The organism is Kitasatospora sp. NPDC036993, assembly GCF_055607525.1.
In genome coordinates this window covers 349,690-364,795 of the sequence record NZ_JBVJRP010000008.1, presented here as the reverse complement: position 1 = coordinate 364,795, position 15,106 = coordinate 349,690, and the positions used below count along the sequence as shown (strand labels likewise).

Sequence of the window (15,106 nt, the reverse complement as noted above, 5' to 3'; positions counted from 1 at the left end):
GGCCGGGGCGCCGGTCCCTCCCGCGACCCCTCGCCGCCGTGGCCGGAGACCGCCACCGGTGGCGGTCTCCACCCCGCGCCAGGCGTCCGGGGGATTTCCCCACCCTCGACCGTCCTGCTGCCCGGATGGGCCCAACTGCCGTGCCCCAGCAGACTCCTGGGCATGACGAAGTCCGCTCGCACCATCACTGCCGCTCGCACCGTCACCGCCGTGATCACCGCGGCCGCCGCCCTCGCCGTCACCGCCCTGAGCGCCGTGCCCGCCGGCGCGGCCGACGGCCCGAAGCCCGGCAGCGACCGCCTCGCCTGGACCACCTGCGAGGGTGAGGTGAACCGGGCGCAGAAGTGCGCCGACCTCACCGTCCCGCTGGACTACCGTGATCCGCACGGCGCGCGGATCACGCTCGCCGTCTCCCGGATCGCCACCGCGAAACCGGGCCTGCGCCGCGGTGTCCTGCTGATCATCCCCGGCGGCCCCGGGGACAACGGCCTGGACCGCCCGTCCGACGCGTACGGTCGCCTCCCGGAGTCCGTCCGGGACCGCTACGACCTGGTCGGCTTCGACCCGCGCGGGGTCGGCCGCTCCACCCCGATCAGCTGCGGCCTGGAACACGAGGACCTGGCGTGGGTCAAGCTCCGCCCCTGGCCCGCCGCCGACGGCTCGATCGACGGGAACGTCGCCACCGGACACCGGTTCGCCGAGGCCTGCGCCCGCAACGGCGGCCCGGTGCTGCGCAGCGTCTCCACCGCGAACGAGGCCCGCGACATCGACAGCATCCGCCGGGCCCTCGGCGAGCGCCGGCTGTCCGCCTGGGGCACCTCGTACGGCACCTACGCGGGCGCCGTCTACGCCACCATGTTCCCCGAGCGCACCGACCGGATCGTGCTGGACAGCAACGACGACCCGGACCCGACCCGGGTCGGGCGCGGCTGGCTCGCGGCCTTCGGCCGGGGCGCCGAGGAGCGCTTCCCCGACTTCGCGAAGTGGGCCGCGGCGCCGGACAATCCGGACCGGCTCGCGGACACCCCCGAGGAGGTCCGTCCGCTCTTCCTCGGCCTCGCCGCCCGCCTGGACCGCGAGCCGATCCCCTGGCCGGGGGCCAACCCGGCGGAGCTGAACGGCGACGTGCTGCGCGAGACCATGATGCAGGCCCTCTACGCGGACAGTCGCTTCCCGGTCCTCGCCCGGCTGATGCTGGCGGGCCTGGGCAGCCGCCCGCTGCCCGGGACCCAGTCGGGGTCGCAGCCGGACGACGTGATGCAGAACCACATCGCGGCCTCGGCCGCCACCCTCTGCAACGACGTGAGCTGGCCCGCCGACCAGGCCGCGTACACCAGGGACGTCGCCGCCGAGCGCGCCGCCCGTCCGCTCACGGCCGGCATGCCGGTGAACGTGATGCCGTGCGCCTTCTGGCCGTTCGCGCCCGTCGAGCCGCCGGTGCGGGTCACCGACCGGGGCCCGGCGAACGTCCTGCTGGCCCAGAACCTGCGCGACCCCGCCACCCCGTACGCCGGCGCGCTCAAGCTGCGCGCGGCGTTCGGGGACCGGGCCAGGATGGTGACGGTGGACGCGGGCGGTCATGACGTGTACCGGGCCAACGGGAACGCCTGCGGCGACGAGGTGGTGACGGACTACCTGGTGACCGGCCGGCGCCCGGCCGGGGACGTCTTCTGCCCGGCCGGCTGAGCTGCGGGGAGCCGGCGCGCCGGGGCAGCGGGCCGTAGACGAACGGTCCTTGTCCCGGTGTGCACCGGCGTCCGGCCCTCGGCAATGAGTCGAATCCGTCGCGATTTTGTGACAATCCTTCGCCAACACCCGCTCCACACGGCCTGTTCACGGCCGTAGTGTTCGATCTATGTCACCGAAGAGCCGCCGCACACCCGCCGCCTCGGACCCGGGCGACACCTGGGTCCAGCGCCCGAGGCGCCGCGCGACCCCGCTCGGATTCCTGGGCCACGCGGCCACCTTCCTCGGCGCCAGCGTGCTCGGCGGCGTGCTGCTGGCGGGCGTGGTACTCCCGGCGGCCGGGGCGGTCGGGCTCGGGGCGAAGAACGGCGCCGAGGGCTTCGAGAGCATCCCCGACGACTTCAAGACGCCGCCGCTCACCCAGGCGACCCAGATCTTCGACGCCAAGGGCGGCCTGATCGCCAAGGTGTACGAGCGCGACCGCACCGTCATACCCGCCGACCAGATGTCCCCGCTGATCCGCACCGCGCAGGTCGACATCGAGGACGCCCGCTTCTACGAGCACGGCGCCGTCGACCTCAAGGGCGTCCTGCGCGCCATCACCAAGAACGCGGAGAGCGGCGCCGCCGTCCAGGGCGCCTCCACCCTGACCCAGCAGTACGTGAAGAACGTCAACGTGGAGAAGGCCGGGGACGATCCGGACGCGGTGCGCGAGGCCCAGCGCAAGACGCTCGGCCGCAAGATCCAGGAACTCCGGTACGCCATCAAGCTGGAGGAGGACCTGACCAAGGAGCAGATCCTCACCAACTACCTCAACATCACCTTCTACGGCCACCAGGCGTACGGCATCCAGGCCGCCTCCCAGCGCTACTTCAGCAAGGACGCCAAGGACCTCGGCCTCCCCGAGGCGGCGATGCTCGCCGGGCTGGTGCAGAACCCCTCCCAGTACGACCCCAAGCTGCACCCGGTGGCCGCCCAGAAGCGCCGCGACACCGTCATCGACAAGATGGTGGAGAACAAGCACATCACCGCGGACCAGGCCAGGGAGGCGAAGGCGGCCCCGCTCGGCCTCAACTACAAGGACCCGCGCAACGGCTGCATCACCGCCAAGGCCGGCATGGGCTTCTTCTGCGACTACGTGCGGCACGTGGTCAAGCAGGACCCGGAGTTCGGCAAGAACTCGGCCGACCGCAAGAAGCTGTGGGACACCGGCGGCCTGAACATCTACACCACCCTGGACCCGGACAAGCAGACCGCCGCCCAGAACTCCGTCTCCACCAAGGTGTACGTCACCGACCCGGTCTCGGCCGCGATGACGATGGTCGAGCCCGGCTCCGGCAAGATCCTGGCGATGGCGCAGACCCGCCCGTACGGCCTGGCCAAGGAGAAGAACGAGACCGTCGTCAACTACAACGTGGACGCGGGGATGGGCGGCGGCATCGGCTTCCAGCCCGGCTCCAACTTCAAGCCGATCGTGGCCGCCGCCGCCCTGGAGGCCGGTCTGCCGCCCACCCAGCGGTACGACTCGCCCAACCGGATGGACTGGCCGACGATGAAGACCTGCGACGGCACCTGGAAGAACCTCAGCAAGGGCAAGAAGGAGGGGACCATCCCCAACGAGAGCACCTCCGAGGTCGGGCCGTACGACCTGAAGCAGGCCATGGCGATGTCCGTGAACACCTACTTCGTGCAGATGGAGCAGGAGATCGGCCTCTGCGCGGTCAAGCAGATGGCCAACAAGCTGGGCGTGACGGGCAAGGCGAGCGGCGACCCGCTCCAGGAACTGCCCGCGCTCGGTCTCGGCACCCAGGAGGTCAGCCCGCTGACCATGGCCAACGTGTACGCGACCTTCGCCGCCCGGGGCACCTACTGCGCGCCGCTGGCGATCAACCGGATCACCACCGTGGACGGCGCCGACGTCCCGGTGCCCCCGGCCCGGTGCACCCCGGCGATGTCCGAGGGCACCGCCGACGTGATCAACAGCGTGCTGCTCGGGGTGACCGAGAAGGGCGGCACCGCGCGGGACCTCGGCCTGGACGACAACCGCCAGATCGCCGGCAAGACCGGCACCACCGACGAGAAGAAGTCGGCCTGGTTCACCGGCTACACCGGCAACCTGGCGGGCTCGGTCTGGCTGGGCAGCCCGGGCACCAAGGTGCCGATGCGCAACATCAGGATCGGCGGCAAGTACCAGGCCGAGGTCTTCGGCGCCACCGGTCCCGGGCCGATCTGGCAGCAGGCGATGAGCGACGCGGTCCGGGGCATGCCGGAGAAGGAGTTCACCACCGTCTACATCCCCGACCCGCCCCGGCGCGACGGCAACTGCACGACCTCCAGCGGCTCGCCGGCTCCGTCCGGCTGCACCGGCGTCCCCACCACCGGGGGCCAGGGGAACACCGGCAAGCCGCGCGGCACCGGCCCGACCGGCCGCTCCGCGCCGCCGACCACCCAGCCCGGTACCGCGGACTCGCCGTCCCCCGAGGACCGGTGAACCGCCCGGCCCCGCATGAGTACGGGTACTCATGCGGGGCCGGGGCCCGTCGGCGGACGATGACCGCATGCCGCACAGCATCCTCGGCGTCCCCGCCGTCCTCTGCCCCTCGGCCGGTTACCTGGCCGGCTACCTGGTGATCGGGCTCGCCGCCGCCCACGAACTGCGCGCCGGCGCGGGCGCGGCGGGTCACGGGGGCGCCACGAGCGCCGTGCGGCAGTGGGCGGCGGTGGTGTGGACGATGCCCGGCTTCCTCTCGGCGATGACCCTGAGCCCCTTCCCGGACGGCACGGCGGTCCGCTTCCTGGCCGCCACCGCCCTGGGCGCGGCCGGCAACGCGGCCCTGCTGGCGCTCGGCGCCCACGCCCTGGGGCTGGGCTGAGCGGGGTCAGCGCGCCTCGACCGGCTCGCCGCTGTCCTGGTCGAGGTTGAACACCCGCCGGTAGGAGTCGGTCACCACGGTGACCTGCGACCGTCCGGTCCAGCTCGCCCCCACCAGCCTGGCCCCGTCCGGGCCGCCGCCGACGTCGGCGAGCGACCAGCGCCGGGCCGACCAGCCCGCGCCGGTCTCCAGCAGCACCTGCCAGCGCTCGCCCGCCTCCGGCCCCGCGGCGTACGAGAGGTGCACCACCACCAGGGAGCGCTCGGCCCCGGCCGGGGCGTCCTCCCGGCTGCGGGTCTCGGCCGCCGACACCTTGTGCACGGCCAGCACCCCGAGCAGGAACACCACCCCGGCGGTCACCGTGACCGACCGGGTGGCCGTCCGTACGGCGGTGCGCAGGTCGCCGAGCCAGGCGGCCGCGATCAGCGCGGCCAGCGCCCCGCCGAGCAGTGCCTCCGGCCGGTTGAGCAGGTCGGCGACCAGCATCAGCCCGCCCGAGCGGCTCTCCCACTGCCCCCAGGTGTACAGCAGCACGGCGCCCAGCCCGCCGGCCGCCAGCAGCCGGACCAGGACGCGCCTGGCCCGGGACGTGCGTCGGTTCGTCGTCCCCCGGTTCATCGTCCCGCTGCCCCCGCTTCCCTCGTGCCCGGTTCCCCCGCGCCCGGTTCCCCCGTCGGCGCGGTCACAGCTCGGCGAGCAGCTTGCGGCCCTCCGGCCAGTCGCCCAGCCCTGAGTCGGAGTTGAGGTGCCCGTACGCTCCCGGCTCGACGTACCGGGCTCCCCAGGCCGCGGCGAACGCCCGGGCCCGTTCGGCGCGCACCCAGGGGTCGTCGGTCGAGGAGACCACGACGGCCGGGAACGGGAACCGCTCCAGCGCCACCGGGCGGAAGCCCAGCAGCTCGGGGACCTCGGCGGTGTCGACGTCCGCCGGGGCCACCAGCAGCGCGCCCCGGACGGCGGCGGTCCGCTCGGCGGGCGCGCTGGCCACCCAGTGGGCCGTCGCGACGCAGCCCAGGCTGTGGGCGACCAGCACCACCGGGCCCTCGGCGGCGGCCTCGGCCACCGCCGCGTCCACCCGGGCCACCCAGTCGGCCCGCTCCGGGTGCTCCCAGTCCGCCTGGACGACCCGGCGGAACGAGTCCGGCTCGGCCGTCTCCCAACGGGTCTGCCAGTGCCCGGGCCCGGAATTCCGGTAGCCGGGGAGGACGAGGTAGGTGGTGCGGTCCGGCATGGGCTCCTCCGGGAGGGGGACGGTCGTGGGCAGCACTGGAGTCTAGGCCGCGGTCCGACCGCCCCCGCAGCCGGGCGTGCAACCGGCGCGCGCCCCGTGCAACCGGCGCGAACACCTCCGCATGCGCCGTTGTGCGCCCGGTGCGCCCCGTTGCCAACCGTGTCGCCGGTACGGGAGGTTGGACCGGGCCCCGGCCGGCCGCCACCGACCGGGGCCCGCACCCGACCTGAGGCTCGACCACGTGGAGGGATGTCGGCGATGACATCGAAGATCCTGCTCGTCACCGGAGACGCCGCCGAGTCACTGGAGGTGTTCTACCCGTACCAGCGGCTGCGCGAGGAGGGGTACCAGGTCGACATCGCGGCACCCAGCAGGAAGCGGCTCCAGTTCGTGGTGCACGACTTCGTCGAGGGGTTCGACACCTACACCGAGAAGCCCGGCTACACCTGGCCCGCCGACCTGGCCTTCGCCGACGTCGACCCGGCCGACTACGTGGCCCTGGTCATCCCCGGCGGACGCGCCCCCGAGTACCTGCGCAACGACCCGGACGTGCAGCGGATCACCCGGCACTTCTTCGCCGGTGACAAGCCCGTCGCCCAGATCTGCCACGGCCCGCTGATCACCGCCGCCGCCGGCGTGCTGGACGGCCGCCGCACCTCCGCCTACCCCGCGCTCGCCCCGGACGTCAGGGCGGCGGGCGCCGAGTTCGTGGACGGCGAGGCGGTGGTGGACGGCGTGGTCGTCTCGGCCCGCGCCTGGCCCGACCACCCGGAGTGGCTGCGGGCCTTCATCGAGGTCCTGCGCACCAAGGCGCCGCTCGCCTGACGCACGCCCCGCCGCCGTTCCCACGGCTGTTCCCGGAGCCGTTCCTCCCGGAGCCGTACCCCGAGCCGTCTCGGGGTACGGCTCCGGGTCCGTTCCGGGTGCGATCAGGGTCGGCCACCGCCCATCGGTCGACGACCGCCACCCGATGCTCTGACAGGGTGTCAACAGCCGGGGGCCACGCTCCGGTTGACGACTCCCACCACCCAGACCAGGGAGGCCGGCATGACCGCCGCCCCGACCCTTCCGACCGTTCCGACGGCCACCCGGACCGCTCCGGCCACCGCGCGCCACCGGCCGGCCCTGCGCACCGCCATCGCGGCCGCCGTCGGCGCCGGCCTGCTGGCCGCACTGGCCCCGGCCGCCGCCGCCCAGCCCGCCGGCCGTCCCGCCGCCGGCTGCGGCGCCCCGCACGCCGGCGCCGCCACCCGGGCCGGCGCCGGCGACACCCCCGAGCGCCACGCCGACTGGGCGGCCGCCGACGCCGCCCTCGCCGGGATGACCGACCCCGGCTACGCGACCTCCGCCCTCGGCGCCGTCCGCGAGGACGGCCGGCTGGTCTGGCGCAACGCCACCGGCGTCGCCGAACTCGCCACCGGCCGGCCCGCCGACCCGCGCGGCTCCTTCCGGATCGGCAGCGCCACCAAGCCCTTCGTCGCCACCACCCTGCTCCAGCTCGTCGGCGAACACCGGCTGGACCTCGACGACCGCCTGGAGTGCCTGCTGCCGGGCATCGTCCCGAACAGCAGCGCCATCACCGTCCGGCAACTGCTCAACCACACCAGCGGCGTCGCCGACTACACCCAGGACCAGGCCTTCGACTTCCGGCGGCCGGAGTGGCTCGCCGGCGGCCGCTTCAAGCACTACGGTCTCCAGGACCTGGTGGACATCGCCAAGCGCTACCCGCCCGCCTTCCCGCCCGGCCAGGACTGGCAGTACTCCAACACCAACTACATCCTGGTCGGGATGGTCATCGAGAAGCTCACCGGCCGCGGCTGGAACGAGGAGGTGACCAGCAGGATCATCCGCCCGCTCGGCCTCACCGGCACCCGGATGCCCGGCGACTCGCCCTTCCTCCCCGGCCCGCACGCCCGCGGCTACTACAAGGCCGACACCGGCCCGGTCGACGTCACCCTGTTCAACCCCTCGATGGCCGGCCCGTCCGGCGCGGGCGTCTCCACCACCGCCGACCTGACCACCTTCCTGGACGCCCTGCTCGGCGGCCGCCTGCTGCGCCCGGCCGAACTCGCCGCCATGCAACAGACCACCGACCACGGCGAGGGCCGGACCTACGGCCTCGGACTGCAACGCCTGGACACCCCCTGCGGTTCCTTCTGGGGCCACGCCGGCGGCATCCCCGGCTACAGCACGATGATGCTCGGCTCGGCGGACGGCAGGCGCGAGTTCGCCGGGAACACCACCGTCTACGACGCCCCGGACGACGCCGCCAACGCCGCCTGGAACAAGGTGATCACGACCGCGCTGTGCGGCGTCCGGCCGGCGGCCGCCGGAACCGACCTCGCCCGCATGGCGCCGTGACCGACCCCCTACGCTGACCGGCGACACAACCGCCCACCGTCATCAGGAGGACGAGACATGGCAGAGCCGCTGATCGCCGCAGTCGGGGGCAAGGTGCCGGCCGTCGACCCGAGCGCCTTCGTGGCGCCGAACGCCGTCGTGGTCGGGGACGTGACCGTCGCCGCGGGCGCGAGCCTCTGGTACGGCGCGGTGCTGCGCGGGGACGCCGAGTCGATCACCGTCGGCGCGGGCAGCAACATCCAGGACAACTGCACCCTGCACGCCGACCCCGGCTTCCCGCTGGTGGTCGGCGAACGGATCTCGGTCGGCCACAACGCGGTGCTGCACGGCTGCACGGTCGAGGACGACGCGCTGGTGGGCATGAACGCCACCGTGCTCAACGGCGCCCGGATCGGCGCCGGTTCGCTGGTCGCGGCCGGCGCGGTGGTGCCGCAGGGCATGGCCGTCCCGCCGGGATCACTGGTCGCCGGCGTCCCGGCCAAGGTCCGCCGCGAGCTGACCGAGGACGAGAAGGCGGGCATCAAGGCCAACGGCGCCGGCTACCAGCTGCTCGCCGAGGCGCACGGGGAGATCTAGCCGCAACGCCGTCCGGCCGGGCCGGTCGGAGCCCGCCTCGGGGAACCGGTGAACCTCCGGGAGCCGCGGGGCGAGCTCCGACACCAGTGGAGTCGCGTACTGTTACAGGGCGGTGACAGTCCGTCCACAGCCGGGGAGGGGGGCGGGGCGTCCCCACAGATGACGGAGCCCGAACCGCACCACCTGTGCCTTCGGGTCGAACCCTCCCTGGAAAGAGGTCCACCCGTGATCGTCTCCAAGCGGAACTCCCTGCGCCTGGCCGCCGTGGCCGCCCTCGGCGCGCTCTCCCTCACCCTGGCGGGCACCGCCGTGGCCGCCGCCCCCGCGGCCGACTCCCGGCCCGTGGCCGCCGTGCAGCCGGCCGCCGCGCAGGCCGGCATCACCGCCCAGCCGTCCGTCTCCTCCGTCCAGGCGTGGCAGCTGTTCCGGGTCACCGGCACGACCACCGGCCTCCCGGCGGGAAGCACGGTGACCCTCCAGCAGAAGCAGAACGGCGCCTGGGTGACTCTGCCCGCCTCCGTCCGCACGACCGCCGACGGCTCCTACTCGCTCGGCGCGAAGCTCGGCATCAAGGGCCTGAACGAGCTGCGCATCATCAGCGGAAGCACCGCCTCCCCCGTGTTCACCGTCACCGTGCGCTGACCGAGGACCCACGGGCGTCCGCACGGGCACCGGCGTGCTCGTGCGGACCGGCCGCCGCCGGTTCCACCGCCACGGGCGCGGGCCGGCGCCGGTCGACCACCCAGGCGAGCACCGCGACCAGCGTCCCCGCGGCCGCCAGGACCGCGCCGACCAGCGTCGGCGCGGTCCAGCCGTACCCGGCGTCCAGCGCCAGCCCGCCGAAGTACGCACCCTGGGCGTTGGCCAGGTTGAAGGCGCCCTGCACCGTCGCCGAGGCCAGGGTCGGTGCGCTGCGCGCCTTCTGGAGCACCAGGGTCTGCACGGCGGGCACGATCGCGAAGCCGAACAGCCCGATCAGCACCACCGTGACGGCCGCCGACCAGCGGGTGTGCGCGCTCACCGCGAACAGCGCCAGGGTGGCGGAGAGCAGCACGAAGGCCGCACAGACGGTGGGGCGCAGCGCCCGGTCGGCGGCGAAGCCGCCCAGCACGTTGCCGATCGTCATGCCGACCCCGAACAGCGCCAGCACCAGGGTCACCGAGCCGGTGGCGTACCCGGAGACCTCGGTGAGCAGCGGCGTGATGTAGCTGTAGCAGGCGAAGAAGCCGCCGCAGCCGAACACCACGGTGGCCAGCGCCAGCCAGAGCTGCCCGCTGCGGAAGGCCCGCAGCTCGTGCCGGAGCCCGGACTGGCCGGGGGAGGGGAGCGCGGGCACCAGCCGGGCGATGGCGAGCGTCCCGGCGACGGCGATCAGCACGACCACCAGCATGGTCGCCCGCCAGCCGAGGTGCTGGCCGAGCAGGGTGGCGGCCGGGACGCCGACGATGTTGGCGACGGTCAGTCCGGAGAACATCACGGCCACCGCCCGGGCCCGCCGGTCCGGCCGGACCAGCTCGGCCGCCGCCACCGCGCCCGCCCCGAAGAAGGCGCCGTGCGGCAGCCCGGTGATCAGCCGGGCGGCGGCCAGCGTCCAGAAGTCGGGGGCCATCGCGCACAGCAGGTTGCCGGTCGCGAACAGCGCGGCCAGCGCCACCAGCACCGCCTTGCGCGGCCGTCCGGCGGCCAGCGCGGTGAGCAGCGGGGCGCCGACCACCACCCCCAGCGCGTACGCCGAGATCAGCCAGCCCGCCTGCGGGATGGAGACGTGGAGGCTGTCGGCGACCTGGGGGAGCAGCCCCATGGCGGCGAATTCGGTGGTTCCGATGGCGAACGCGGTGACGGCCAGCGCGAGCAGCGCGAGAGGCAAGGGGGTGACTCCGGAGTGATGCCGACGGACCGGGGGAGTGCGCGGCGAGGGGAAGGCGGGACGGGGTGGCGGGATGAGGTGGTGGGACGAATTCGTTCGTCCGGCATCCTAATCCGGCCGGATGACGGCTCCGTGAGGTGCGCGTGACGAACGGGGGTCGCCGACGCGGCCCCCGCGCGCGAGACTGGGAGCATGTGCCGCAACATCAAGACGCTGCGACCTCCCGTCACGCCCGACGCCGACGAGGAGGACTTCCGCGCCGCCGCGCTCCAGTACGTCCGCAAGGTGTCCGGCTTCCGCGCCCCCGCCGCGCACAACCGGGAGGCCTTCGACCGGGCCGTGGACGCGGTCGCGGAGGCCACCGCCCGGCTGCTCGCCGAGCTGGAGGTCCGCGGCTCGCACGTCGGGGCCGTCGAGCCGGCCCGGGCCGTCGGGTAGGCGGGCCGTGATGAACGCCGCCGAGCGCTACGCCCTCACCTTCCCCGGAACCCCCGGCACCCAGGCCCCGCAGGACGTCGTGGTGGTCACCCGCACCGACGCGACCGGCCCGGGCGGCCATCCGGTGTACGAGGACGAGAGCGGGATCGTCCGGGCGGAGATCAGCGACGCCGGCGAGGTCAGGATGCTCGCCAGCGGCGGCCACCAGAGCCCGCACCTGCCGGTCCATGCCCACCCGCTGTCCTGACCGCCGGGCCGCTCCCCGGAGGCGCCGGCGCCGGGGGCCCTGCTTCGGGCACAATCGCCCTATGACCACAGCGAGTTGGCAGGGCATCGTGATCGCCGAGAGCGACCGCACCGTCGTCGTCGAGGGCAACCACTACTTCCCGTCCGAGGCGGTCCGCGCCGAGTACCTGCGGCCCTCGGGGACCACCACGGTGTGCGGCTGGAAGGGCACCGCCGGCTACTACACCCTGGAGGTGGACGGGCGGACCAACCCGGACGCCGCCTGGTTCTACGCCGACCCGTCGCCCGAGGCCGAGCAGGTGCGCGGCCGGGTGGCGTTCTGGCGCGGGGTGGAGGTCGTCGAGTAGTCCGGCTCTGCCGGGCGGTGCCGCAGTGAAAGGGGTTCCCATGGCAGTCTTCCGCAGGCCGGGCCGCTCCCGGCCGGCCCCCGGACCCGACCTGACCGAGCGGCTCGCCGAGCTGGTCGAGGAGGCCGAGCAGCCGCTCGGCAGGGGTCAGGTCGCCGAGTACGCGGCGAAGCAGCGCGGCCGCGGCCGGGCCGTGGTGCTGCACACCGCCCGGCTGCTCGGCAGCGGCGGCCGGGCCGCCGCCAGGGGCGCGGCGAAGGGCGCCGCGTACGGCGGCAGGGCCATGACCGAACAGCTGGTGCAGGCGGCGCCGCGGATCCCGGTGCGCGACCTCGCCACCCTGCGGGCCCAGCACCCGGCCGCGGCCTTCCCCGAGCAGCTGGCCGACCTGCTGGTCACCGGCGCGGTCCGGGCCTCCAGCGCGCTCGGCGCCGGGGTCGGCGCGGCGGCGATGCTTCCGGTGCCGCCCGCGATGCCGGTGGAGATCGCGGCCGAGACGCTCGCGGTGGCGGCCGTGGAGGTCAAGCTGATCGCCGAGCTGCACGAGGTCTACGGCACCCCGGCGCAGGGCACCGCCACCCAGCGGGCGGGCGCCTACCTCGGCGCCTGGGCCAACCGTCGCGGGATCGACGCGTCCTTCCTGGTCCGCCCCGCCGGCTTCGCGGCGCTGGCGCTCGGCTCGGAGGTCCGCCAGCAGGTCCGCCGACGGCTGACCCGCAGCTCCCTGCGCCGCCTGCCGTCGGTGACCCCGCTGCTGGTGGGCGCCGGCATCGGCGCCACCATGAACCGCCGCGACACCCGGCGCCTGGCCGACGAGGTCCGCGAGGACCTGCGCCCCCGCCGCCCCGCCGACCCCGGGTACTGGACCGCCGCCGCGCCGCCGCCGAAGGCCGAGCCGACTCCCTGAACCGGCTCCTCGCGGCGGGGCCCAGGGTTCCCGGGCCCGGGGCTCCTAGGCTTCCGGCGGTGCCGGGGCGGTCGCGCCCCCGCCGGCCTTGACGCCGTGCACCATCGCCTGGTGGATCGTCCGCGCGGTGGTCTCGTCGGCCGCCCGTACCGGGCTGCCGACGACGGTGTACCAGTCCAGCGCGCCGGTGTACTGGACGGTCAGCCGTGCCTCGCCGTCCACCCAGGTGGTGTGCACGGTGAGGTCGCCGGAGATCGGGCCGATCTCCGTGGTGGTCACGCCGCCGGGGCCGCTGATGATCGACTGGGTGGTCCAGGTCGCCCACGACGTGCGCGGGTCCGCGGGTGGCCGGGCCTGGCGGTTGCTCTGGTCGTGTTCGGTCATGCGCCTATCCTCCCCTGCGGGTGGCCCGCCGCCGGAGCAGCGACACCTGCGGTAGCGGCGACCGCCCGGTCCCACCGGGCGGTCGGTTCGGTACGGCGGACGGGTCAGCCGGACAGGCCGGGCTCGTCCGGCATCGGGGCGCCCTCCGCCTGGGAGGTGTCCTGGGCGTGCAGGTTCTGCATCGAGGGGACGCCCTCCTCGGGGTCCGCGGCGCGGACGTCCTCGTCCTCCTCGGTGCTCACCTTGGACCGGTCGCTCATGTCGGTCATCGCGGGCTCCGTCTCCTCGGCCGTCCCGGGCGCCGGGCCGGAGGCGCGGCAGGGCCGGTGGTGTCACTTCGCCCTTACAGCCTGCCTCCGCCCCGGCTCCGGGGCCAGCCGGGTGATCCCCGGCGCCCCGCCGGTGCCAGGGCGCGGCGCGACGCGGCGCCACGAGGGTGTCACCAGGTCGTCACCAGGTCACGGGCAGTGACCGCATCCCGTAGATGAACGAGTCGGTGCGGAACGCCAGCTCCTCGCGCGGGACGGTCAGCCGCAGCCCGGGCAGCCGGCGGAACAGCGTGGCCAGCGCGATCTGGAGCTCGGCGCGGGCCAGCGGCTGGCCGAGGCACTGGTGGACGCCGAAGCCGAAGGCCATGTGCCGCCGGGCGTCCCGGTCCAGGTCCAGCTCGTCGGTCGGCGGCCGGCCGGCGCCGCCGAACACCTCCTCGTCCCGGTTGGCGGTGGAGAGCATCGCCATCACGCCCTCCCCGGCCCTGACCGTCGTGCCGCCCAGCTCGACGTCCTCCAGCGCCACCCGGGGCACCCCGGTGTGCACGATGGTGAGGTGGCGCAGCAGCTCCTCCACCGCGCCGGGCACCGTGGCCGGGTCGGTCAGCCTGGCGATCCGCTCGGGCCGGTCCAGCACCAGGGCGGTGGAGAGCGCGATCATGTTCGCGGTGGTCTCGTGCCCGGCGACCAGCAGCAGGATGCCGGTGGCGGCGGCCTCGCGCGGGGTCAGGTCGTCCCGGACGGCGAGCCGGCTGAGGATGTCGTCCTCCGGCCGCGCCCGCTTCCTGGCGGTCAGCGCCTCCAGGTAGTCCAGCAGCTCGTCCTGGGCCGCGAGGAGCTGCTCGACCGTACTGGTGTTGGTGAGCAGCGTCCGGCTGACCCCCTGGAAGAACTCGCGGTCCTCGTACGGCACACCGAGCAGCAGGCAGATCACCAGCGAGGGGACGGGCAGGGCGAAGCCGGCGACCAGGTCGGCCTCGGTGCGGCCCTCGGTCATCCGGTCCAGCGCCTCGTCCACGATCCGCTGGATGTCCGGGCGCATCGCCTCGACCCGCTTGACCAGGAAGTCCCCGGTGACCATCCGGCGCTGCCGGGCGTGCTCGGGGTCGTCGAGCCGCAGGAAGCTCGGGTTCTCGACGATCCGCTCCCGGACGCCGGGGACCAGCACCGGGAAGGAGGGGTGGCGTACGTCCGCGCTGAACCGGCGGTCGGACAGCACGGTGCGGACCTCGGCGTAGCCGGTCGCCAGCCAGCAGGGCTCGCCCCCGGGCAGGTCGATGCGGGACAGCCGGGAGGTGGCGGCGGCCTCGGTGTACGCGGGCGGCGGGCCGAACGGACAGCCGGCCGAGTGCGGGGCCGGGAACGGGGCGGTGAGGTGGGTGGGTGTGCTCGTCAAGGCGGGGTCTCCTTGCGTGGCGATCTTCTCCGATGGGGGTGCGGTGGCGCGGACGCCGGTGGGGGCGCGCCGTGGTGCGGTGGCCGTGACCGGGCCGGTCAGCCCTCGGCCGGGGCGGTCGGGGTGCCGTACGGTTCCGCCTCGACCACGGTGATCGCGCCACCCGGGCAGAGCTGCGCGGCCAGCCTGAGTTCCTCGAACTGGTCGGGACGGAAGGTGGTCTGACGGAGCTTCACCAGACTGTCCTCGTCGTCCTGGTCGAAGACCTCGGGGACGTTCAGGACGCACATCCCGGAGCTGCAACAGCGGTCCCGGTCGACACTCACCCGCATGGTGGGGCACCTCTCGCCAGTGCGCCGCCGGCTGCCCGGCGGCCGCCTTCTCATGGTCCCTGCCAACCTAACCCGCCGTTGTTCCGTTCACGGAGGGTGCCGGGGCGGGATCACCGAGAATGGCCGATTCGGTTCCCGTCGTATCTTCCGTGCAGGGCAAGAGGTTTGAATGAGCGTCAGTCGGCGGATGCGG

General features: G+C 74.3%; 18 protein-coding genes. 11 read left to right on the top strand and 7 right to left on the bottom strand.

Annotation, left to right across the window (positions count from 1 at the left end; genetic code table 11):
• Nucleotides 1-162: 162 nt before the first annotated feature.
• The 3 genes from ACZ7C5_RS19775 to ACZ7C5_RS19765 all read left to right on the top strand — a co-directional run bounded on the left by ACZ7C5_RS19775 (nt 163) and on the right by ACZ7C5_RS19765 (nt 4,559).
• Complete coding sequence (locus tag ACZ7C5_RS19775) at nt 163-1,686, top strand: alpha/beta hydrolase (RefSeq protein WP_401086702.1); 1,524 nt, start codon at nt 163-165, stop codon at nt 1,684-1,686.
• Between the two features lie 169 nt (nt 1,687-1,855).
• Nucleotides 1,856-4,177, top strand: coding sequence for a transglycosylase domain-containing protein (locus tag ACZ7C5_RS19770; protein ID WP_470323109.1), 2,322 nt, complete (start codon nt 1,856-1,858; stop codon nt 4,175-4,177).
• A gap of 67 nt (nt 4,178-4,244) precedes the next feature.
• Nucleotides 4,245-4,559: a hypothetical protein gene (locus tag ACZ7C5_RS19765; protein WP_470323108.1), complete on the top strand. Its 315-nt coding sequence runs from the start codon at nt 4,245-4,247 to the stop codon at nt 4,557-4,559.
• A gap of 6 nt (nt 4,560-4,565) precedes the next feature.
• Here the strand turns inward: ACZ7C5_RS19765 and ACZ7C5_RS19760 are convergent, their stop codons facing one another.
• Both ACZ7C5_RS19760 and ACZ7C5_RS19755 read right to left on the bottom strand, forming a co-directional pair.
• Complete coding sequence (locus tag ACZ7C5_RS19760) at nt 4,566-5,177, bottom strand: hypothetical protein (protein ID WP_401086693.1); 612 nt, start codon at nt 5,175-5,177, stop codon at nt 4,566-4,568.
• Nucleotides 5,178-5,241: 64 nt separating this feature from the next.
• The gene (locus ACZ7C5_RS19755) at nt 5,242-5,790 is read right to left on the bottom strand and encodes an RBBP9/YdeN family alpha/beta hydrolase (RefSeq protein WP_470323107.1); all 549 of its coding nucleotides are present in this window, start codon (nt 5,788-5,790) and stop codon (nt 5,242-5,244) included.
• Nucleotides 5,791-6,048: 258 nt separating this feature from the next.
• Between ACZ7C5_RS19755 and ACZ7C5_RS19750 the strand changes: the two genes are divergently transcribed.
• From ACZ7C5_RS19750 to ACZ7C5_RS19735, 4 genes are all read left to right on the top strand, one after another.
• Complete coding sequence (locus ACZ7C5_RS19750; protein ID WP_470323106.1) at nt 6,049-6,615, top strand: DJ-1/PfpI family protein; 567 nt, start codon at nt 6,049-6,051, stop codon at nt 6,613-6,615.
• Nucleotides 6,616-6,837: 222 nt separating this feature from the next.
• On the top strand, nt 6,838-8,151 hold the full coding sequence (locus ACZ7C5_RS19745) for a serine hydrolase domain-containing protein (RefSeq protein WP_470323105.1): 1,314 nt from the start codon (nt 6,838-6,840) through the stop codon (nt 8,149-8,151).
• A gap of 57 nt (nt 8,152-8,208) precedes the next feature.
• Nucleotides 8,209-8,727, top strand: a complete 519-nt coding sequence (locus ACZ7C5_RS19740; protein WP_401086682.1) for a gamma carbonic anhydrase family protein — start codon at nt 8,209-8,211, stop codon at nt 8,725-8,727.
• 228 nt (nt 8,728-8,955) lie between these two features.
• Nucleotides 8,956-9,369 (top strand): hypothetical protein, encoded by a 414-nt coding sequence (locus tag ACZ7C5_RS19735; RefSeq protein WP_401086782.1) that lies wholly within the window; start codon nt 8,956-8,958, stop codon nt 9,367-9,369.
• Here the strand turns inward: ACZ7C5_RS19735 and ACZ7C5_RS19730 are convergent.
• Complete coding sequence (locus ACZ7C5_RS19730) at nt 9,356-10,594, bottom strand: MFS transporter (protein ID WP_470323104.1); 1,239 nt, start codon at nt 10,592-10,594, stop codon at nt 9,356-9,358. The genes ACZ7C5_RS19735 and ACZ7C5_RS19730 overlap by 14 nt on opposite strands.
• Before the next feature lie 192 nt (nt 10,595-10,786).
• Here ACZ7C5_RS19730 and ACZ7C5_RS19725 point away from each other — a divergent pair, with 192 nt between their 5' ends.
• The 4 genes from ACZ7C5_RS19725 (at nt 10,787) to ACZ7C5_RS19710 (ending at nt 12,532) form a co-directional block, all read left to right on the top strand.
• Nucleotides 10,787-11,032: a DUF2277 domain-containing protein gene (locus ACZ7C5_RS19725; protein WP_401086676.1), complete on the top strand. Its 246-nt coding sequence runs from the start codon at nt 10,787-10,789 to the stop codon at nt 11,030-11,032.
• A 10-nt stretch (nt 11,033-11,042) separates the two neighbouring features.
• On the top strand, nt 11,043-11,279 hold the full coding sequence (locus ACZ7C5_RS19720; protein WP_401086673.1) for a DUF6296 family protein: 237 nt from the start codon (nt 11,043-11,045) through the stop codon (nt 11,277-11,279).
• Between the two features lie 61 nt (nt 11,280-11,340).
• Nucleotides 11,341-11,625 (top strand): DUF427 domain-containing protein, encoded by a 285-nt coding sequence (locus tag ACZ7C5_RS19715; RefSeq protein ID WP_470323103.1) that lies wholly within the window; start codon nt 11,341-11,343, stop codon nt 11,623-11,625.
• 40 nt (nt 11,626-11,665) lie between these two features.
• Nucleotides 11,666-12,532 (top strand): hypothetical protein, encoded by an 867-nt coding sequence (locus ACZ7C5_RS19710; RefSeq protein ID WP_401086666.1) that lies wholly within the window; start codon nt 11,666-11,668, stop codon nt 12,530-12,532.
• 45 nt (nt 12,533-12,577) lie between these two features.
• On the opposite strand, the gene ACZ7C5_RS19705 is transcribed toward ACZ7C5_RS19710, so the two are convergent.
• The 4 genes from ACZ7C5_RS19705 to ACZ7C5_RS19690 form a co-directional block, all read right to left on the bottom strand.
• Nucleotides 12,578-12,916: a hypothetical protein gene (locus tag ACZ7C5_RS19705; protein ID WP_401086663.1), complete on the bottom strand. Its 339-nt coding sequence runs from the start codon at nt 12,914-12,916 to the stop codon at nt 12,578-12,580.
• A gap of 104 nt (nt 12,917-13,020) precedes the next feature.
• A complete protein-coding gene (locus ACZ7C5_RS19700; protein WP_401086660.1) occupies nt 13,021-13,185 on the bottom strand; it encodes a hypothetical protein in 165 nt (54 codons plus the stop codon).
• Between the two features lie 181 nt (nt 13,186-13,366).
• Entirely contained in the window at nt 13,367-14,581 is a 1,215-nt protein-coding gene (locus ACZ7C5_RS19695) for a cytochrome P450 (RefSeq protein WP_470323102.1), read from the bottom strand.
• Nucleotides 14,582-14,679: 98 nt separating this feature from the next.
• On the bottom strand, nt 14,680-14,913 hold the full coding sequence (locus ACZ7C5_RS19690) for a ferredoxin (protein WP_401086654.1): 234 nt from the start codon (nt 14,911-14,913) through the stop codon (nt 14,680-14,682).
• Nucleotides 14,914-15,106 lie beyond the last annotated feature (193 nt).